Source organism: Deinococcus marmoris DSM 12784, from assembly GCF_000701405.1.
GTDB lineage: Bacteria > Deinococcota > Deinococci > Deinococcales > Deinococcaceae > Deinococcus > Deinococcus marmoris.
In genome coordinates this window covers 12,088-33,238 of sequence record NZ_JNIV01000025.1, presented here as the reverse complement: position 1 = coordinate 33,238, position 21,151 = coordinate 12,088, and the positions used below count along the sequence as shown (strand labels likewise).

Here is a 21,151-nt window from a genome sequence, read left to right as displayed (position 1 = left end):
CAATGGCTTTTGATATCGGTTCGATGGTTAAGGTGCGCGGACGGGACTGGGTGGTGTTGCCGGACAGCACACCCGACTTTTTGCTGCTCAAGCCGCTTGGGGGCAGTGACGCTGAGGTCACCGGCGTCTTCGCCGGCGCCGGCGGTGAGGACGTGACGTCCGCGTCGTTTGCCCCGCCCAGTCCCACGGCCTTCGGTACGGCCAGCGGCGCGAAACTGCTGGTCAACGCCGCGAAGCTCGCCATCCGCAGTGGGGCCGGGCCGTTCCGCTCGCTGGGCCGCCTGGGGGTGGAGCCGCGCCCGTACCAGCTCGTGCCGCTGCTGATGGCGCTGCGCCAGAACCCGGTCCGGCTGCTGATCGCCGACGACGTGGGCGTGGGCAAAACCGTGGAGGCGGGCCTGATCGCCCGTGAACTGCTGGACCGCGGGGAGATCACGCGGCTGGCCGTGCTGTGTCCGCCGCACCTGGCCGAGCAGTGGGTGGAAGAACTGCGCTCCAAGTTCGGCATCGACGCGGTGGCCGTCCTGCCAGGCACCGCGCGCCGGCTGGAGCGGGACTGCAACCCCGGACAGAGCGTGTTTGAGCGGTACCGCTCCGTGGTGGTGAGCCTGGACCTCGTCAAGAGTGACCGCTGGCGACAGGACTTCCTGACGAACGCCCCGGAGTTCGTGATCGTCGACGAGGCGCACGCCAGCGCGGAAGGCGAGGGCCTGGGGGCCAAACGCCACCAGCGCTACCGCCTGCTCGAGGACCTGGCCAGGGATCAGGAGCGCCATCTGCTGCTGGTCACGGCCACCCCGCACAGCGGCAAGGAGGACGCCTTCCGCAGCCTGCTGAAACTGCTCAACCCGGACTTTGCCGGCCTGCCGCTGGACCTGAGCGGCACCCAGAACGAGTACGCACGCATCACGCTAGCCCGCCACCTGATCCAGCGCGGCCGCAAGGACATCCAGGACTACCTGCGGGAGGACACCCCCTTTCCCCGGCGGCATGAGGGCGAGCTGAAGTACACGCTGCACCCCGAGTACGCCGAGCTGTTTGACGACGTGCTGGCCTACGCCCGCGAGAGTGTCCAGGTGCCCGGGGAGGTGGCCGGCCGCACCCGCATCCGCTGGTGGGCCGCACTGGGGCTGCTGCGCGCGCTGGCCAGCAGCCCGCAGGCCGCCGCCGCCACCCTGCGCGAGCGCGCGCTGACAGCGGACGAAACCGACGCCGCCGTGATCGAGGGCCTGGGGCGCGAACTGGTGTTCGATCCAGACCCCGAGGAACGCGAGGCGATCGACGTGACCCCCGGCGCGCAGGTGGACGCGCCGGACAGCGCCGCCACCCGCAGACTCCTGGCGCTCGCCGAGCGGGCCGACGCCCTGGCGGGCCAGAAGGACCGCAAACTGACCCTGCTGACCGCCCAGGTCCGGGAACTCGTCAAGGCCGGGTTCGCGCCGATCGTGTTCTGCCGCTTCATCGCCACGGCCGACGCGGTGGCCGCACATCTGGGGGCCACCCTGAAGAACGTGGAGGTGGCGTCTGTGACGGGCCGCCTGACCCCGGCCGAGCGGGTGGAGAAAATCAACGAGCTGGCGCAGGCGGAGGCGCGCGTGCTGGTTGCCACCGACTGCCTGTCCGAAGGGATCAACCTGCAGCAGACGTTCAGCGCGGTGATCCACTACGACCTGCCCTGGAACCCCACCCGCCTGGACCAGCGCGAGGGCCGCGTCGACCGCTACGGACAGCCGGCCCCCGAAGTGCGCGTCCTGACCATCTACGGCGAGGACAACCGCATCGACACGCTGATCCTGGACGTGCTGGTCCGCAAGCACCGCCTGATCCGCGCCACCCTGGGCACCAGCATCCCCGCGCCAGACGAGGCCGAGAGTCTGCTGGACGTGCTGCTGAGCCGTGTGCTGAACGTGGACTGCAAGGCGGTCCAGCCGGCGCTGTTCGATCCCAGCGAGTTCCCGGACGTGCAGGCCTTTGACCTGAAGTGGCGGGACGCCGCCGAGGGCGAGCGGCGCTCGCGCAGCCGCTTCGCGCAGAACGCCATCCGACCTGATGAGGTGGCCACGGAGCTGGTCGCCATACGTGCCGCTCTGGGTGACACGGAGACAGCCCACAACTTCGTGCTGGACGCCTTGCAAGGAGCAGGGGTAATCGTCACGCCCAGCCTGGACGGCACCTACCGCGCCGATCCGGGGCAGGTGGACGTGCGCCCCGAGTTCCGGGACTTCCTGAAGGCCGCCCCCACGTTCCGCTTTGGCGGCGCGGCAGAGCGCCACGTCACCGCCCTCGCCCGCAACCATCCCCTGGTGGAGCAGCTCGCCAGCACGGTCCTGGGCCAGGCGCTCGACGATCCGGAACACGCCATGGCCCGGCGCGTCGGCGTGATCCGCACCAGCGGCGTCAGCACTGTGACCACCCTGCTGCTGCTGCGCCACCGCTTTCACCTGACGGGGCGCAGGAATAAGGACCGGCGCAAATGGCAGACCCTGGCCGAGGAACTGGACACCCTGGCCTACCGGGGCCGCGCGGACGCCGCCGACTGGCTGGACGCCCCGGACGTCACGCGCCTGCTGGACCTGCCGCCCGAAGGCAACCTCGATCCCGTGCAGAAAGAAGAGCGGCTGACCCGCGCACTCACGGAGCTGGAAGGCATGCAGGACGCGCTGCTGGAACGCGCCCGTGAGCGCGCAGAGGCGCTGCTGGCGGCGCATGAACGCGTCCGCGGGGCCACCCGTCGCGTGGGAGTTGTGAGCTCGGGGGTGGCGTACTCGGTTGAGCCCCCGGGGCCGCCCGATCTGCTGGGCGTGTACGTGTTTGTGCCCGCACCCCGCCCTGGAGGCAGCGCGTGACCCCCACCCAACTGACCAACGTCCGCGTGCATGGCCTGGGCCTCACCGACGACTTTCTGCTCAACCTGAGTGACCGGGCCCAGACCGCCAAAGTGGACGGGGCCACACCTGCGAGCTATGACCTGCCGCCAAAAGTGGCGCTGGAGGAGGCGGTCCTGGAGGCCTGGGACGACGCCCGCAAGGCCTGGGCGCGTTACCAGCAACACCACACCGACGCCTGGTCCGGCTGGGTCCGTCCCCTCCTGAAAGCCCTGGACTATGCCTTTCCAGGCGGCGGCGCGGTGGGGGGCCGGTACGCCGTGAGCCGCCTGAGCGAGACGGGCGACGTGCCGCTGCACTACGCCCCGCCTGTGGTGGACGCAGCCGGCCACGCGCAGCCGGCTGACCTGGACCGCGTCACCCTTCACGGAACGCTGCGCGCCAGCCCGCACGGCGTCATGCAGGGCTACCTGAACGCCACCCCGGAACACCTGTGGGGCCTGGTGACCAACGGCGAGGTGCTGCGCGTCCTGCGCGACAACGCCCAGGTCACGCGGCCCGCCTACGCCGAGTTCAACATCGGCGAGATGCTGCGCGCCGAGGACGCCCGCGCCTTCCGGGTGCTGTGGTTGCTGCTGCACCGCTCGCGCCTGAAAGGAGGTAAGGACAGCGTCCTGGAAACGTGGAACGCGGCGGCCAGCAGTGAGGGGATCAAGGCCCGCGACAGCCTGCGCGACGGCGTGAAGCGGGCCATCGAGCACCTGGCCACCGGCTACCTGAAGGGAAACCCGGCGCTGTACGAGCGGGTCAGGAGCGGGGAATTAACGCCCACCACGCTGTACCGCGCGTGCCTGAACATGGTCTATCAACTGGTGTTCCTGTTCGTCACCGAGGACCGCGACCTGCTGTTCGCCCGCGACGATCAGGGGGACTACGTGTCCGACGCCACCACCCGCGAGCGCGCCAACTATTACCTCACCCGCGCCATGCGCTCCAAAGCCGCTGACCTGAGGGGCAACCCGCTGCACACCGATGCCCACGCGGGCTGGGAACGTCTGCTGGCCCATGTCCGCACGGGCTTTCCGCTTCTGGGTCTGCCTGCCCTGGGCAGTCACCTGTTCCAGCCGAACGACCTGCTCGGGCAACAACTCGACAACCGCAGTTTCTATGAAGCCCTGCGCGCGCTGAGCGAGATCACCGTGGACGGCGCGCGGCGTCCCGTGAACTACGCGGGCCTGGACAGCGAGGAACTGGGCAGCATCTACGAAAGTCTGCTGGAACTCGTGCCCCGCATCCAGCCCGGCCCCCGGTTCGAGTTGCAGACCCTGGCGGGCAACGAGCGCAAGACCACCGGCAGCTACTACACCCCCACGTCGCTGATCAACCTGCTGCTCGACAGTGCGCTGGACCCTGTCATCGACGACGCGGTCAACGGGAAGACCAGGGACGACGCCATCGCGGCGCTGAAGAACCTGAAGGTCATTGACCCGGCGTGTGGCAGCGGGCATTTCCTCATTGCCGCCGCCCGGCGTATCGGTGTGAAGCTCGCGGAACTGGACGAGGAGACGGCGCAGCCCAGCCCAGCCGCACAGCGCCGCGCCACCCGCGCGGTCATCGCCCACTGCATTTACGGCGCGGACATCAACCCTATGGCCGTGGAACTGGCGAAGGTGGCGCTGTGGCTGGAAAGTCAGGACGCGGGCAAGCCGTTGGCCTTTCTAGACCACCGCCTGCGTGTGGGCAATAGCCTCTTGGGAAGTACGCCGGAGCTGATGAACGCCGAGGACGAGATTCCTGAGAAAGTCACCAAAAAAAGTAGGGAGGCGGCCCAGACCGCCAGCACCTTGCATCTGCCGGACGATGCTTTTGTGGTGCTGGAAGGTGACGATAGGCCAACCGTCGCCGCGCTGAAAAAAGGCAACAAGGCCGAACGTGAACAGGCTGTTCGTAACACACTGGGGGCGTCAAGCCTATTCAACATGACGGAAGATCTCGCGCCCATCACTGCGATGGTCAGGGCGCTCGATAAGATCGAACCTGAAAACCTGAACAACGTACAGGCGCAGGAAAGCACCTGGAACGCCATCCAGCAGAGCAGGCAGCTTCAGGTTAAGAAACTTTTGGCCGATGCGTGGTGCGCCGCCTTTGTGCTGCCGAAAACTCCCGGTATGCCGTCCATCACCACCGCCACCCTCAACGCTATTAAAGCCAATCCCGACGCCGAAAATCTGAAATCCGTGCGCGAAGCCCTGCGTAGCGCTGCCGAGCAGTACCGCTTCCTGCACCCACACATCGAATTTCCTGATGTGTTCGGAGATGAGCGGAAAGGTGGCTTTGACTGCGTGCTGGGCAATCCACCGTGGGAGCGGCTGAAGTTGCAGGAAAAGGAATGGTTTGCCCAGCGCGTTCCCGCCATTGCCGAGGCCCCCAACGCCGCTGCCCGCACCCGCATGATTACCGAGTTGAAGGCCACCCACCCGAAGATTCACGCCGACTTTCAGGCCGATTTGAGGCAGGCCGAGGGCGAGAGCCACTTTATTCGCGGCAGTGGGCGCTACCCGCTGACCGGGCGCGGCGACGTGAACACCTACGCCATTTTTAGCGAACTGGGCCGCGACAGCCTGAACCCCGGCGGACGCATGGGCATCATCGTGCCGACGGGCATCGCCACTGACGACACCACCAAATTCTTCTTCCAGAGCTTGATGGACAACCAGACGCTACACAGCTTGCATGATTTCCAGAGCGGCGGCGGACTTTTTAACGAAATCGGTCACGCTCGCTTCAAGTTCTGTGTGTTGACGGCGAGCGGCGGCGACGTTTTGAAGACGGCGCAATTCAGCTTTTTCTCTCGCTCCGTGGCAGAGAGTTTGGAACCTGGAAGGCGCTTTACGATTTCTCCCAACGAAATTGCCCTAATGAATCCCAACACCCGCACCGCACCGATTTTCCGCAGTGCCAGAGATGCAAGCATCACCAAGAGCATCTATCAACGCGTGCCAGTACTGATCAACGAGGAAACGGGGCAGAATCCATGGGGCATCAAGTTTATGGCGATGTTTCATATGTCTGCTGATTCCGGTCTATTTCGCACCGCCTCGCAACTGGAAGCCGAGGGCTGGACGCTAGACGGCAACCACTACACGCTTGAGCAAGAGCAGATGCTCCCGCTGTACGAGGCCAAGCTGATGCACCAGTTTGACCACCGCTTCGCCACCTATACGCCCGAAGGCGACACGAGGGATATGACGGGCGAAGAGAAAGAAAACCCGGACTGTCTGCCGCAAGCACAGTATTGGATGGCGAATAAAAAAGTTGAAGATAGGCTGATTCAGAAAGACAAAGATGGAAATATTTCTTGGGAATGGAAACGGAGCTGGCTTATGGGATTTCGGGATATTTGCCGGAGTACCGATGAGCGGACTTTCATTTTCTCACTCACACCGCGAACTGCTGTTGCCCACAAGATGCCGCTGATGTTTTTGGATTCGTCCAGCAATCCTGATGCGTTGATCTCGTTATTTGGTTCTTTCATATTCGACTATGTGGTACGCCAAAAAGCGGGCGGCACCAGCATGACTTACCACTACATCAAGCAATTCCCCATCCTCCCACCCTCCGCCTTCACCCCCACCCGGCTGTCGTTCATTGCGCCGCGTGTGCTGGAGCTGACCTACACGGCGCATGACCTGTCAGGCTTCGCGGCAGACCTGGGGTATACGGACCAGCCCTTCACCTGGAACGATGAACGCCGTTTCTGGCTGCGGGCCGAACTGGACGCGCTGTATTTCATCCTGTACGGCATTGCGCGGGACGATGTGGCCTACATCATGGACACCTTTCCCATCGTGCGCCGCAAGGACGAGACCGCGCACGGCGGCGTGTACCGCACGAAGGAGGCGATTCTTTCCGTGTTTGACGAACTGGAACGGCTGGGGCTGGAGCGGCTGGGGAAATACAGCAGCAAGGTGCAAGGTGGGAATGTGGCTGGAGGGTGGACACCATGACGCATGAACCACCGGACTCCACCGGACCGACGTTTGAGCTGAGCACCAAAGGCGTCACGGCGCGGGCACAGCAACGGGGCAGCGAGTTCGTGGTCCTGGCAGGCAGTGCCGCGCGGGCGCAGGTGGCCAACAGCTATGAGCAGTACGTTTCCCCAGGCTACCGGGCGCACCGCGAGCGCCTCATCGCCGACGGTGAATTGCAAGCAGACGAGGCCACGGGGGAACTGCGCTTTGTTCGCGATACGGCATTCGGCGGCAGCACCGAGGCGGGATGCGTGGTGGCCGGGCGGATGGCCAACGGCCTGCGCGACTGGTCCTTCCGCGCACCGGACGGATCAAAGACGACACATGGAGACTGGCTGGACGAGTTGGCCAGCACCAGCCAAACGCCGATCTTCACCCTGAAAACCGAGCACCTGATGGCCCGTGCCCAGATGCGGGAAGGAAAGCTCGTGGTCCTCGCCGGGAGTGAAGCAAAGACAGGGTTTTTCATGGACGCCGGGGACCGGGAACTCAAGGAAGAACTGCTGGCCCAGGGTGCCTTGACCGCGAAGCCGGACACCGAACTGCTGGAATTCACGGTCGATACGCCCTTCGAGTCCGCCAGCGCCGCGACGGGCGTGATCCTGATGCGCCCGCGCGGTGGAACCTCGGGCTGGGTGTTCACCGATGCCCAGGGCAACGAGATCGGGTACGGCAACTGGATGGGCATGCTGTCGCGGATTCCCCCGGAAGTCAGGCGTGCCCGTCTGGGTTTTGCCGACGCTATTGAGGAGACCGTCATGCCAGAAACACCCGGCCACCGTCAAGAGATCCTCGCTGAAGTGATCAGTGCCGCTGTTCCCCTGAACCAGATCCTCTACGGTCCGCCTGGCACGGGCAAAACGTTTCAGGTCGTGGAGCGGGCGCTGGCCATTCTGGACCCAGCGCTCCTGGCCGAACACCTGGAAGACCGCGCGATGCTGAAGACCCGCTATGACGAACTGGTTGTGGCGGAGGCGATCTCGTTCGTGACCTTTCACCAGTCGTTCGGCTACGAGGACTTCATCGAGGGCATCAAGCCCGTGATGCAGGGCGGACAGCTCAGTTACCGCCTGGAAGACGGCATCTTTCTCGAGTCGGTGCGGGCGGCAGGGGGCAAGCTGGCTTTGCCAGAGGGTGCGGAACAGCAGCGTGCTGAAGTGTTTGCACCGGCAACCGCTGGACCAGACGCCCAGGTCTGGCGGTTTTACGTTGACGGTGCCACCTCATTTAGTGCGGTGCGGAACCACTGTATAGAACACGGCAAGATGCGAATTGGAAGCTGGAATCAGCCGCCGAAGGATCTGGCCGATATCAGCAGTGAGGATCTGAATCCGTCCCAGACGCTGTTCCGGGATGGCGTCCGGGTCGGCGATGTGGTTCTGCTGGCGATGAATTCGGACACGATCGGTGCGGTGGGCATCGTGACGGGCGAGTACACCTTTGATCCCGGCCACGAGCCGATGTTCACCACGAACTACGCCCACGCCCGATCAGTCAAATGGCTGGCCACCGGCCTGAAGGTCAGCGCACAGGAGGTGACGGGCCGGCGGTTCGCGCCCCCCACCCTGCAACGGGTGGCCGGAGCCAGCGCCGGCGAGGTTCTGCAACGCCTCGGGGTCTCTCGCCCGGAACCCCAGGCCCAGCCCAGCACGGGCCCACGCCCCCACGTCCTGATCATCGACGAGATCAACCGGGGCAACGTGGCCAAGATTTTCGGTGAACTGATCACCCTGCTGGAATCAGAAAAGCGCGCAGGGCGCCCGGAAGCCCTCACCGCCAGACTGCCCCTGAGCCGCCGCGCCCTGAGCGTCCCAGACACGCTGTACGTGATCGGCACCATGAACACCGCCGACCGCAGCCTGACGCAACTGGACACCGCGCTGCGCCGCCGCTTCGTGTTTCACCCGGTCTGGCCGGAGCCACGCGTTCTGCCCATCCTTGAGATAGGCGCAGAGGAACTGGACCTCCGCAAATTCCTGTACGCCATCAATGACCGCATCGAGCGCCTGCTCAGCCGCGAGCAGGTGATCGGTCACGCCTACCTGATGGGCCTGCCGGGCACCCTCGCCGGTGTGGCGAGCGCGCTGCGGGAACGGATCCTGCCGCAACTCGAGGAGTACTTCTTCGACGACTGGTCCAAAATCCGCGAGGTGTTCGCCGATCAGCACAAAGAAACCCACCTGCAGTTCGTCCAGCAGGACACCGTGAATGGTGAAGTGCGCTACCGCGTCAACGCGGCGGCCTTTGAACATCTGGCCGCCTTCACGGGGGTGTACAGCCTGATGAACGCCGACGCCTTTCCCTTCGAGGAATGACCATTCACCTGAGCGTCCGCGAGCACGACGTCCTGGTGCGCGGCGAGGTCAGCGCGCCGGGAGAGCGCAACGTGACCACGCTCGGCGCGCTGACCTTCGACGCTGTGGAAGCCCTGGTCCTCGCTCCAGACGGAGCGCTGGGGCCTGTAGCCACCCCCACCAGGCTGGGTCGCCGCAGCGCCCTGAAACTTTCGCAGTGGGTGGGCCTGATCCGGACACCAGACGGCACCACCATCGAGATCCTGCCCAAGACGCACGAGCGACCCGGCGCGCGGCAACAGGACCCTCAGGCGTCCTTGCAGGGCAGCCGCGCGCTGCTGATGCGCATGCTGGTGGCCACCGACGAGCGCTTCCGGACCGCGCCGCCCGCAGATCTGGACGCGGCCCGCATGCCCCTGTTCGAGGTCCTGCTGCGCTCGGTGCTTGACGGCATCAAGGTTGCGCTGCGGCGCGGCATTCCCCACACGTATGTCCCAGTCTCCGAAGAACGGTCCTCCTTGCGCGGGCGGCTGAACCTGCCCCGCCAGGTGCGTCAGCCCCCCCACCGCGCCCACCGCCTCAACGTCCTGTACGACGAGTTCCTGCCAGACCGTCCCGAAACGCGGCTCACGCGGTCCACCGTGGAGCGGGTGGCCCGGATGACGCGCATGCCGGCCACCCGGCGGCTGGCGCGGGAACTGCTGGCCGGACTGGAACAGGTGCCCCCCAGCCGGAACATCCGGCAGGATTTTGCGGCCTGGCGTCTGGAGCGGGGCCACGCCCACTTCATGGCCCTGGAGGGCCTGTGCCGGATGGTGCTGTACGAACTCAACCCGCTGGTGGGCGGCATGACCGCGCGGGCGCAGGCGGTGCTGTTCAACATGAACCAGGTCTACGAGGCCTACGTCGCCCATCTCCTGCGAACCCAGTATCCAGCGTGGCAGGTTCAGACGCAGGTCACGGACCGCGCCCTCGGGGAAGTGAACGGCAAACGCGCGTTTCCGCTGCGCCCCGATCTGCTGATCACTTGTCCGGATGGGCAGGTGATCGTCGCGGACACCAAATGGAAGCGCCTGAATCCGGACCGGGCCCCCACCTTCGAGGTCACCAACGCCGACGCCTATCAGATGCTGGCCTACAGCCACGTCTTCCACACACAGCGCGCGGAGGTGCGCCGGCCACTCTGGCTCATTTACCCACACCTCCCGGGGCTGCCCGCCGTTTCCCCTCCGATTTCTCTGGGAGAAGGACGCGTTCTCTCGCTGATTACTCTCGATCTGCTGGCCCCGGTGCCGGTTTTTCCTGAAGCGGGAGCGTAAATGCAGCCGCCCCGACCTCTTCCAAGGTTTCAGATATCCAGGACGCCTCCTCTACCGCCAGCTCATTTTTCGCCTCCACAGATTTTTGATGAGACAGAATTGGTGCATGGGAAACTTGTTCCAAACTCACACTCTTTGCGTCGCTCAGCTCATCACCCTGCTGACCCTGGGCTGGTTAGCGCTGCCTGAAAAGATCATCACCTGGCATCACCTGATGGGACAGGGTCCGTACGTGGCCGAAAACGAACTCTATTGCCCCGACACTGACAAATTCCTCAAGCGCAGCTCCGAAGGCAACCAGATCCGGCACCAGCTGACTGTCGTCGACCAAGCCAGAATGCATCTTCCTGAAGCGGCACTCGCCGGATTGTTTCAGACCCTGCAATCCATCCGCCACCATCGGCGCTCCTTGGAGCAGACGCGCTGGTCCAAGGAGCAGGCACGGGCGGTGGGTAAAATGCTGGATCTCGCGTCTGAAGTGGTGGTGGCCCTCGATGTGAAGCCTGATCCACTTTGGACCTGGTGGGATGCCGACGTGATCGACATCTCCGATGATGGAAAGCGGTGGCTGATTCAGCGGGTGACCGAGGACGCAATCTTCGGTGGACACTCAGCGCGCGCGCCAGGCGGTTACCTGTTTGGAGTGGATGATGGATCTTGGGTTCTGCGGGTTCCGGCCCGCATCAGGACGATGCGGCAGGCAAACGCAGCGCTGGCCCGGGCCCAGAGCACAGACACAGACGCGATTTTCAACTTCGCAAACAGGGCAAGCTGAATCTATGGAAGACGCGGAGGCCTGTGGTCCGCCAGCCTGTTCCCTTTCCTAACCGCCTGCCCTTAGGGTCTGGCCGCTCCCCCATCACGCATCAGCGGCCCAGTGCAGTGGGTGTCTCCCTGGAGTCCATCCCGCGCGGCAGTTCTCAGGCCAGGCTCCACATGTTCATGGGTGGTGTGGGCGTGAAGAACCACGCGGCCTACCCCGCCGCCTTGGCGGAGAACGCTGGCCCATGCCAACTGTTCGGGACCGCTGGTGATCCTGTTCACCCTGGGCGTCCCACATCCTGTTCCAGCAGATGCTCAAGAAGGTCCCGCAGACCGGGCGTTTGCCCCAGCGGCGCTGTGGCCCATGCCGGCAGGACATGAGCGCCTGGCAGATCTCACCTCTCTGCTCTTGACCAGGATCCTTGCGGCCATGGGTGGCACCCTCGTTGATGTCAACGGGCCGGAACTGTGACTGGGCCGAGTCTGCCTGCACACGCTGATCGAAGTGATCGGGGCCCTGCACATCACTACGGTGGCAAGTTCACCGCAAAGCTGGTTCTTCCACATGTTGCGGCGGACCCTTAGACCCATAGAGGGTAGTGGCAGTAAGGCAGATCAGCCACCCTGAACTCGGCGGCGCGGTCCGGTACTCCAAGAGACCCCTCATGGGCACAGCGGTGTGGGCAAGATGGGGCCGCCGCCATACGTTGCGCTTCCGCCGAGCAGGCCGCCAACGAACCAGGCCAGTTGGTCTAGCCCGTCCCCCGGCTGCGTAAGCAGCACACTGAGTTCCACCGGGTGCGCGGCGTGGGCGCCCGGACTCGAGGTGATGCCGCACGCGAGGTAGGTGGGGACGGTGGTGTCGTGAACCTGGTGTAGCCTGAGGCCCGGTCCATCCACTGCCAGCGGCGGCGCGTTGTGCTGGCGAAGGCGCACCAGTCGCACGCCAGCGCGTCCCCATGCCACCTGCAGGTCACGCTGGCCCAGTTGTTCGCAACTGATGTGTTCCGGGTTGATGCGGCAGTCCGCCAGCCACGGCCACAGCCGGACCGCGTGGGTGCTGTCGACAGTCACCAGCGGCGCGCGTCCCTCCTCTAGCTCACCCTGGACGGTCTGCTCGACGAAGCGCTGGAACCGCGCCTGGCCGGTACCCGCGTTCAGGGCCATCGGCTGAGTCCCCGCGAGCCGGTTCAAGGCCAGCGGCAGCGGTTCCCAGGGGCTGAACTCAGGCTGATGGGGTGTGTTGAGGGCGTCAAAAGCGACACGGGCCTCAACATCGCCGCTGTGGGTCCAGACCCGGAAAACCAGCGCGCCCCAGGTGCCGCCAAGCGGCAGAGCAGTGAAGCCCAGGACCACCTCGGGCAGGGTGCCGGCGTTGGGCAGGGCACCGAGTTCGCGCACGCCGGTCCACGGCGTCAGGCCCAGCGGCGCGAGGAGTGCCGCCGCGCCGCGCAGGACGGCGCCCTGGTCGTGGACCGGAACGCTGGCCGTCACGCGCTGACCGCCTTGGTCACGCTGCTGGATCACCACCTGCGCGCGGGCGCCACGCTGCTTCGCCGCGCCAGCACGCGTGTTCAGCCCGTAGACACGCGCGAGCTCACGGTACTCGCAGTTGACGCTGCGCGGGCTGGCCTTCGCGCTGACGGTAAAGGCGTGGGCGGAAAGCCCCGCCTCAGCTCCCAGCACGTACCCGGTCACGTGGCCCGGCTGGGGGTCAGGGGCGGTCTCCCAGCATTTCCGGTACGCCTCCAGCGCGATCAACGGCCGGGACAGGCCCGGCAGGCTGAGCACCCGGACGCGTAGCGCCAGGCTGGACGCCTGGCCGTCAGCCTCCCAGAAAGGCTCACCGATCAGCTCGGCTCGGCCCTGACCATGTCTGGGGATCACGCGGCGCATCACGCCGTGACCGGGCAACAGTTCGTGGCCGTGCAGCGCCCCGGCCACGGCGTCGGCCAGCGCCGGGTACGACGAGGGATGGCCGTTCCGGGCCGTGCCGTTGGGGTGGGTGCCCCAGCTATAGACCTTGCCGGGCAGCGTCTGGACGGCGAACAGCGCCCCGCAGGCGTGCAGGTTTCGGAAGTCCTCCAGGGCCCTTTTCAGCGCAGTGTTATCGGCGTATACCTGGCCGATCTCATTCAGAGAACCGGTGATCCAGCGCTCCACCATCACCATGGTGCCTTCCATCAGACGGTTCCGGTCAGGCTCGTTGGACCAGGCCAGTTCGGCTTTCTGATCACCGTAAGCGGTTCCCATGCGGTGATCCAGCCGCTGCAGGCCGGGGATGTGCAGTTCGGCCAAGGCGGCCAGCGAACGGGTGGGCAGGGCACCGGGCCGGAGCAGCGTGTTCTGGAGCAGCACACCCACCCGGCCCAGTGCCTCGGCGGCCTGCGGCTGCCAGACCAGGACATGCAGCGGCGGCGTGGCCAGCGTGACGCCCCCGGGCAGAATGAGGCCCAGCGGCGTGATCTGCCCGGGGGCGAGCGGTCCAGCGCAAGGGGCGGGCAGCACGTCATGCGCGTCCGGCGCGGCGCTGTCCTCCTGGGTCAGTTGCGGGCACACCCGGGCGGCGGTGGGGCTCGTGGAATTCACCATGATCGTCACACTGGCACCACCCCCTTTGGCGGTTTTTTGACCGTTGTGCCATGTGCGTTGGAACCCAGCCGGCAGGTCCACCCGAACGCGTGACCTCCGTCCTCGACCCCTGTAGGGAAGCGTTGTCAGCCTTCCGATGCACCGGCCTGAACCAACAACACGTCTTGCCCCGGGGGATCTTCGGCAGGCGGCGCACTGTTCGGATCCTGCCTTTGTCGAGACCAGAACGACCGACGGTGCCGCCTGGTCTGAGCCGTCCGCATCACCCTGCTCGTACTTAGGCATGTCTTTCACCCCAGGTCTCAGGTGTGTGACCGGCTGCCTGCGGGGGCAGGTCATGGCGCTCCACGGGCTGGTGCCATTTATCCGGGGTGCGTGTAGGGAGTCCGTCAGGCCGCGCAGCGCACACTTTCCTCCACGCAGTCCAAGAACAACGCCAGGACACGATCCCTGTCTGGGCACCTCATGCCCGTCCTGTCAGAGTCCCCCACCGTCATTTCCCCAGTCGAGGAGCCGCATGACCCGCACCACTGTCAGAAAACACCACCAGGACCGTCCGGACTTCACCGCTGCCCTACGCACCGCCGCGTGGACTTACAAGCACACGGGCACGCCATTTGCACCGAAAGACATTCAGGCCGCCGTGCAGCGCGCTCGGCAGGACATGGGCTTGCCCCCGTACCGGGGCGGCGCCGTCAGCGACTACCTGCAGCGCCGCACGCAGGGCACCCAGCTCCAGCAGCAGGACAACCAGCCGGTGCACTATCTCGCCAGTAACCGCAAGCTCACTCCAGCTCCCGGGGTTATGGACAACTGGCGCTTCCTGGGCGCCAGCGACCACGCGGTGATCCGGCTGACGGCCGCTCAGGGCGTGCTGCGAGAGACCCAGGCCGGGCAGTTTTCCTTCGCCACCCGCGGCAGCCACCTGCCGTCCCTGACCGTGCTGGCCGGCCCGATCGCCGAGGTCCGCCGCACCGTCGAGCAGCACTTCAAAAGCCGCAGCGGCCTGTACCTGCTGAGCCGCAACGGCCAGAACTACGCGGGCCAGACCCACGAATTCGAGGTGCGGGGCCGCAGCCACGGGGCCACGGGCGCTGAATTCGCGATCTTCGCGTTTCCCGAACGAGAGCGGCGGGTAAGCAGCGACGTCCTGAACGTTGCCGAGTCGCTGACCCTGGTCTCGCTCTCGGAACTCCTGGACTTGGAAAATGGGACGCTCGGCGGCGACCGCGAGCCTGAAGCGCGGGACCTGCGGGAGGGCAGCGCCCTTTCGGTTGCCTTCCTGGCCGCTGTCTTCCAGTGGGCCCACCAGCATCCGCAGATCTCGCAGCAATTCCTGGTGTGGCGCCGGGACGTGCGCGGCCTCGCGGACGCCTACCTGACCCTCCAGCCCCACGTCGCCCCCGCGCCGGCCACGGTCACGCCCGCCGCGGCCGCCCCGATCCCCGCCGCCGCACGTGACCTGAACACCTGGCTGATGGGCGCCCCCCATCCTGGGGACCGCCCGGACCGCGCTGGCCTCATCCAGGCCGTCGTGCTGGGGGGAGAAGGCGGCACCCTGACCCTACTCGGTCCCATCGACGGTCAGGGAGAGTTTCTGAAGGTCGCTCCCCGAGTCGTCGGGTACACCGAGGACTATTTTGGTGTGTACGACGGCGCGGATCTCATCCCGGTGGGGCGCGAGCTGATTGGCGCGCTGGACCTTGTCAACTCTGAATGGCGCCGCATGGTGGGCGTGCACGTGGCCCCGATTTTCGAAACGGCTGTTCGGCAGGAACTGGCGCGGGCGGAAGAGGCCCGCGCCTACGACGACTGGCGGCAGCGGTTTGATGACTGGCCCATGACGTGCCGCTCCATCTGGCCGGCCTGCGACATGTGGCCTGATGGACAGCCGCGCGACGCCTTCCAGGTGGAGGGCAATCTCGATCAGGTCCGCGCCGTGATGGGCCACCTGGCTTTCGACCATCAGATGCAACTGGATGTGGCGGCCCACGAGCCGTTCGCGATGCTGATCTCCCGTGACGGCAGCCAGCGCTTCGACCTGCCGCATCCCAAATCCACCCAGAGATCAGGCGTCTTGCCGCAGGACCGCTTCCAGCCGGTCGGCCCACATCAGATTCAGGAGCTCGAAGAGCTGCAAAACCTGGGGATGGGCACGTCCGCCCCACCCCACAGGGACCCCGGCGTCGTGTTGCTGGGGCCCACCCTGTAGCACGACGATACAATCCTCAAGAAAGCCCCCAGGACTTTTCTGCCTGTGGACATCAGTCTGTTACGGAGCGCGGTGGAGGCGTGCCTTGCTGCGACGCAGCTGCGCCTTTCGGACCACTGTGCGGGTGGCTTCCAAGGAACGGGATCCTCTGACCTGCGCAACCACTGGGCCGGGGCGCCCGAATGGAACGAGGCCGCTTCCAACCGCGGGCAGGCCGCCAGACAGCTCTGCCTGATGGCGACGCATGGCCTCCTCCGCTGCAGGTGGGCACTCTTGCCTGGCTGCTCCCACTGACAGGCCAGTGGGAGCATGGGTGGGGCTGCCTGATCAGATGACCGCCAGGCCGGGCCAGACCGCCCTGGGGGGTGATTCGAGCTGCGGTCAAGGGTGTGGTCCACAGGCCAGTTGTTCCCCGCTGCCGACCGCCACGTCTCGCTCCAGGGGGTCCCCGGCACCCGGCGTCGCTGTGCGGCCGAGTTCCTGACGCAACTGTTCCATGAACTCGGCTTTCGTCCTCGTCGAGACGGCCTGGACCAAACGACGGCCCAGCACGTCGGCATCCTCCTGACCCGCGTCCAGGCGACGGCGCAAGGCGCCCAGATCCGCCTCAGTCAGGACGTCCCGACCGAACGTCCGCGCCAGCCGGACCACCTCCGCGCCGCTGTACACCACCGGCGGCTCCTCCGGCGGCGTGGTGGGTGGCCGAGGCGGCGCCGGCGCGCTCACCACCGGCGTCACCAGCGCGCCGTAGCGCTCCGGATCGTCCAGCACGTTGCACAGCAGGCCCGGCCAGCTCTTGACCTGCCCGCCCCGGGCCTCCGTTTCTGCGCGGACCTCGCGCGCCCGGTCCAGGCACTGCCGCACGCCCACCGCGCCGTGCCGCCGCGCAAAGCTGCTGGCCCGGGACCGCGACACCCGCTCGCCGCACAGCAGCGCCACCGATTCGGCGTCGGGTCCGGCGTCAGCAATCTCGAGCCGGGCGCGCCTCCCCTGACCTTTGATCTCGGCACGGCTGATGTAGCCGGCGCCGCGCAGGTCCTCCACCATCGTCAGCAGCGCGCGGCGGGCGTTGTCCGCGCGGCCGGACAGGCCCAACAGTTCGCACAGCCCCATCGATAGCAGGCTGAGCGCCCCGGTCTGACCCTGACCAGGCAACTGTTGCAGCGTGTCCAGGACGCCGTACAGTGCCAGCGCGCCGCTAGGAATCTCGGGGTGCCAGGTGCGCGCGGGGCTGGCCCGAACCCGCAGCACCTGGGCCAGCATTTCCGGTGAGAGCTCGAGTTGCAACTCGCCGCTTGGCAAGCGGCAGGCTGGCGTCACGAGGCGGAACTCGCCGGTCAGGCCCAGGGCGACCGGGGCCTGCTGGACCGTGTAGGTCACGGCCGCCAGACGGTCCAGCGCGGCGAACAGGGCCTCGTGCTGGCGGCCGCCGTACCCCAGCCCGGCCGCCTGCAGCAGGGTGGGCACGGTCAGGCGCACCTCGCCGGTCTCAGTGACGTGCCGGGTCAGGGCCAGCAACGCCCGCAGGTCCGCGCCGTGCGGCAGCGCCGTGGCGCTGTTGGCGGTATAGGCGAGCGCCACCGGGCCGAGCAGGACGTCCACCGTGCGGACGGTGTCGGCACTGGTGCGCGCCGCGCTGACGGGGGCCAGAAGAAGAACGGGGGGCATGACATCAACCTGCATGTCTGCATCCTGGCAGGGGGGGGGTTGGGCGACTTTCTGGCCTGGATGGTGGCCTTTGATGTTTGTTTTTCTTTTAAAAAAGGACAACACCAACACACAAGGGCCGGCGCCGGCAGGACAAGAACACCGTGCCTGACGTTTGGACGGCTGCTGGCATCCCTCAGCCGAGACGCGTTAGCCCTCACGGATCCAGGGGCAGTTCCTCAGACCAGACACGGTCGGCCTCGGCCGAGACAGGTCCCTCAACCCACCCCCTCAAAAGCGACAGCCCCTAGAAATGGGCGGCTGGTGCGGGCCGGTGGCTCGTTTCACTGTGCTGAGACGGACGGTTCCTCTCAGCCAAGACAGTTAAGGCGAAAAACGCCGTCCTGGTCCCCTGATGTTGGTCACAGGGTGGTGTCCGGATCAGAAGCCTTCCTTATGGCGGCGTCCCAGACCGGGACTGGCGAGTCCAGCCGTCAGTGTCCTGCCAGAGGAGGGCCCACGGATCCACTGGCCACAGAGAGACCACGCGGCGGGCTGGGAATGACGCTGAAAAAGGGTCCAAAAGGGGTCCTGCTAGGTTGAATGGTGATGGCCACCAACAACAGTCCACAAGAGCCGAGCCGCTGCCCTCACTGCGGCCATGAGGGCCCTGACGCCCGCGCCATTCCATCGAGGGTCCAGCTCGTCCGCGCTCTGGCGTGGGCACACCAGGTGCTGGCCGAGAGTCAGGTGATGGCTGACAGTGCGGGGGCAGCGGGTTTGGCACTCTCCAAGTACTGCCAGGAACTGGCCAGCCACACGGCGACGTGCGCCGCTGAAATCAGCAAGGATCTTCCGGATATCGTGATGATGGGGCGCTTTTTCTGGGATGTCGCCAGCATGGGGATCAACCTGGCCGCCGCATACGAGAAATTCGGCGATGCAACCAAAGCCAACGTTGCTACCAGCGGGGCCTACGAACTGGCCCTGGTTTCGCTGCAACTCACGGACGCTGCGGAGACAAACACTCTCCAGCTTCCCGCTCGCGCCTCTGTCCAGGCCTGACAACCCAGGCCCTTCTGACCCACCGGCCCCAAAAATCAGGGCTGGTGGTTTTTCTTGCTGGCCTTTCCAGCACCCCTCCCAGAGAGAGAACACTCTCAGCATTCTGGCCACCGCTGAGAGGCCGCTTGACCGCCGCACTACAGTTTCCTTATGGCCGCACCCCAGTCTCCCGCTGCACTGCGACACCGTGCCGCGCCACAGCACGCTGACCTGCAAACGCTGACCTTCGAGCAGGCGTGTGCCCAGATCGCTGCGCGCCACCACCTCAGTGAACCGCACGTCTTTCAGCTCGCGCCGGGCGGCGCGGTGCACCTGGTGCGCCTGTCGGACGGCGCGGCGCTGTGTGGCCGTGGACCGCAACTCTATGCCGAAGCCCCTCAGGTCACCGGCCCGCTGACCTGCCGCAGATGCGTTCAAGCCGTCGCGCGCCGCCTGAAAGGCACCCTGGGACGCCGGGCAAAGCGCGTTACCCCCACCCGAAAGTCGTGATGGCCGAGGTGCTGAACACTTGTTCGACGGCGGCTGGCGACTGGTCCAACGCGCCCCCAGTCACCTGCTGGACCAGCAAGGACGCGCGGCCAGATCGGGAAGATCCGGCCAGGACAAGACATGTTGACCTGACCCGTTGAAAAATGCCCCGCGCAGCTTGCAGCGCATCTGATACCCCTGTGCGCACACCCGAATCGGCCAAAATTTCTGAAAAAAGGGCCGTGCCAGGGTGAGGTCATGGAGTTCTCCATTCCCGCCTCTGCTCCCCGTCTCACCCAGATGGTCTATGCCCTCATGACGGCATTTCCAGCGGCCATGACGGTGGCCAGCCAGCGCGAAATACTGGCCGACGCTGGCCGTCACGTGCACGGCAAAGCCGTCCTGGTGCTGCCCGGCGAGGGGCGCTGCGCAGTGACGGGGCAGCCGCTGAAGCCCACGGCTGCGGGCCGACGGCGTCCGGGTGACGGTCCCCCTGTTGACGGAGCACCAGCAGCAGGTGGTGCTCCTCCAGAAGCACCACCTGCTCACGTTGACGATGCACGCCGTGCTCGAGCGCGGCGTGGGAATTCCGGCCGGCTGGCAGTGGAACAAAGCGCAGGTCGTCGATCACGCTCCGGGCCAGCAGATCTGGCTCGTGCAGCGCGAATACCGCCACGACTACAGCCGCAGGGCCGGCACATGGTGGGTGGGGGCGGCCTACCTGACCGGCATCGAGGACGGCCAGGTCTGGGTGGAACGGGTGTCCCGGCACATCACCACGGTGGCGGAAGCGGCGGCGGCGATCACCCCTGCTGCCGTCCACCGCGCCCACACCGAGGGCCGGCAGGTGCTGCGGCAGGGCGATGTGTGGCTCGTCGAGCTGCGGCGGGGCCAGGACAACTTCGATGCCCTGCCCAGCAGCCACACTTTCGATGTGGTGCGGCGCATGCTGTGCCACCGCCAGCACGGCGAGTTGCACGTGCCGTTTCGCGCGCGCGCCTACAGCAATCTGAACGTTGCAGGCAGTTGGGGAGACTGAGTGACCAGGCGAGAAAGAAGGGGATGGGCAGCGTCAGTGACGCTGCCCATCCCCTTTCAACCATCAGACGACGCCCTGCACGCAGAACGCGTTGTCTGGCCGCCGCGCCGCTCAGTTCAGCCTGCCTCCGCTAGACGGAAACAGGCCCGCAGACGCCCTCCTGCAACTCCTGAACGGCCCGCATGGCCTGCGTTTCCGTCATGGCCTGCCACAACGCCAGGCACCGGGCCTGCTCATCGCCGGACACCTGAGTGGCGTGTTGCTCGATGTGACGGCGCAGCGCCCCAATGTCGGCAAACGTGGTGGGAAAATGGTCCATATCCGAGCCCACCACCTTCCACCAGTTGTTCATCTCAGACAGGTACGCCTCTGGCGTGAGATCCCCGTACCCCATGAGAAATTTCTTGGGCTGCTCGAGGGTTGTCTCGGCCCACGCCACGCAGTGGATCGTCGCGGCGCTGATGGTCAGGTGGCCGCTGCCGTCCAGCATGCAGGGTGCCGGCAGGTCGGCCAGGTGGTACAGCGCGCTCGCCAGCGGACCGGTGCCCAGGGCGTCCTGGAGTTCAGCAACGTCGCCGAACGTCCGGACCGTCGTGTCCGCCGGCGCGTCGGCCGCCTGCGTGGCGCTGATCACGGTATAGCCGCCGTCGTCGAGCCCATACAGGGTCAGATCTTCAGTGCGGGCGGGCGCCTGGGGACCGGGCGCGTGTGCGAGCAGGGCTGCCGGCGGCGTGCTGACCTGTGCCAGCAGTTTGGCGTTCAGCGTCAGCTCGTTCAGGGTGTGTTCGTTCGGTTTCATCTCTGCCTCCCGGGGGGGGAATCGCCCCGCACTGAATCCTGACACAGGGGTTCGCCGGAGAATGCCGCCTCCACCTTGGGTGCTGCCCGGCCCCTTTC

Annotated in this window: 12 protein-coding genes; 9 read left to right on the top strand and 3 right to left on the bottom strand. The window is 66.2% G+C overall.

The window, feature by feature from the left end; translation table 11 throughout:
• Positions 1–2: 2 nt before the first annotated feature.
• From Q319_RS0107905 to Q319_RS0107885, 5 genes are all read left to right on the top strand, one after another.
• Positions 3–2,846 carry a helicase-related protein gene (locus Q319_RS0107905; RefSeq protein WP_029481664.1) on the top strand — a complete coding sequence of 948 codons (2,844 nt, stop codon included), beginning with the start codon at positions 3–5 and terminating at the stop codon, positions 2,844–2,846.
• On the top strand, positions 2,843–6,832 hold the full coding sequence (locus tag Q319_RS0107900; RefSeq protein ID WP_051655204.1) for an Eco57I restriction-modification methylase domain-containing protein: 3,990 nt from the start codon (positions 2,843–2,845) through the stop codon (positions 6,830–6,832). Before Q319_RS0107905 ends, Q319_RS0107900 begins: the two co-directional genes overlap by 4 nt.
• The gene (locus tag Q319_RS25430) at positions 6,829–9,171 is read left to right on the top strand and encodes an AAA family ATPase (RefSeq protein WP_081845943.1); all 2,343 of its coding nucleotides are present in this window, start codon (positions 6,829–6,831) and stop codon (positions 9,169–9,171) included. Before Q319_RS0107900 ends, Q319_RS25430 begins: the two co-directional genes overlap by 4 nt.
• The gene (locus Q319_RS0107890) at positions 9,168–10,469 is read left to right on the top strand and encodes an McrC family protein (protein WP_029481660.1); all 1,302 of its coding nucleotides are present in this window, start codon (positions 9,168–9,170) and stop codon (positions 10,467–10,469) included. Before Q319_RS25430 ends, Q319_RS0107890 begins: the two co-directional genes overlap by 4 nt.
• A gap of 106 nt (positions 10,470–10,575) precedes the next feature.
• Positions 10,576–11,244, top strand: a complete 669-nt coding sequence (locus tag Q319_RS0107885; RefSeq protein ID WP_029481659.1) for a hypothetical protein — start codon at positions 10,576–10,578, stop codon at positions 11,242–11,244.
• Positions 11,245–11,894: 650 nt separating this feature from the next.
• On the opposite strand, the gene Q319_RS0107875 is transcribed toward Q319_RS0107885, so the two are convergent.
• The gene (locus tag Q319_RS0107875; RefSeq protein ID WP_029481655.1) at positions 11,895–13,823 is read right to left on the bottom strand and encodes an RNaseH domain-containing protein; all 1,929 of its coding nucleotides are present in this window, start codon (positions 13,821–13,823) and stop codon (positions 11,895–11,897) included.
• A 517-nt stretch (positions 13,824–14,340) separates the two neighbouring features.
• Here Q319_RS0107875 and Q319_RS0107870 point away from each other — a divergent pair.
• Positions 14,341–16,035, top strand: a complete 1,695-nt coding sequence (locus tag Q319_RS0107870) for a hypothetical protein (protein ID WP_029481653.1) — start codon at positions 14,341–14,343, stop codon at positions 16,033–16,035.
• A gap of 381 nt (positions 16,036–16,416) precedes the next feature.
• Here the strand turns inward: Q319_RS0107870 and Q319_RS0107860 are convergent, their stop codons facing one another.
• On the bottom strand, positions 16,417–17,718 hold the full coding sequence (locus Q319_RS0107860) for a replication initiation protein (protein WP_029481649.1): 1,302 nt from the start codon (positions 17,716–17,718) through the stop codon (positions 16,417–16,419).
• Positions 17,719–18,291: 573 nt separating this feature from the next.
• On the opposite strand from Q319_RS0107860, the gene Q319_RS0107855 reads away from it, so the two are divergent.
• The 3 genes from Q319_RS0107855 to Q319_RS0107845 all read left to right on the top strand — a co-directional run bounded on the left by Q319_RS0107855 (position 18,292) and on the right by Q319_RS0107845 (position 20,254).
• On the top strand, positions 18,292–18,747 hold the full coding sequence (locus Q319_RS0107855) for a hypothetical protein (protein ID WP_156039230.1): 456 nt from the start codon (positions 18,292–18,294) through the stop codon (positions 18,745–18,747).
• 150 nt (positions 18,748–18,897) lie between these two features.
• Positions 18,898–19,236, top strand: coding sequence for a hypothetical protein (locus Q319_RS0107850; protein ID WP_029481646.1), 339 nt, complete (start codon positions 18,898–18,900; stop codon positions 19,234–19,236).
• A gap of 559 nt (positions 19,237–19,795) precedes the next feature.
• Positions 19,796–20,254 (top strand): hypothetical protein, encoded by a 459-nt coding sequence (locus Q319_RS0107845; RefSeq protein ID WP_156039229.1) that lies wholly within the window; start codon positions 19,796–19,798, stop codon positions 20,252–20,254.
• A gap of 130 nt (positions 20,255–20,384) precedes the next feature.
• Here Q319_RS0107845 and Q319_RS0107840 read toward each other — a convergent pair whose 3' ends face one another.
• Entirely contained in the window at positions 20,385–21,053 is a 669-nt protein-coding gene (locus Q319_RS0107840; protein WP_029481644.1) for a hypothetical protein, read from the bottom strand.
• Positions 21,054–21,151 lie beyond the last annotated feature (98 nt).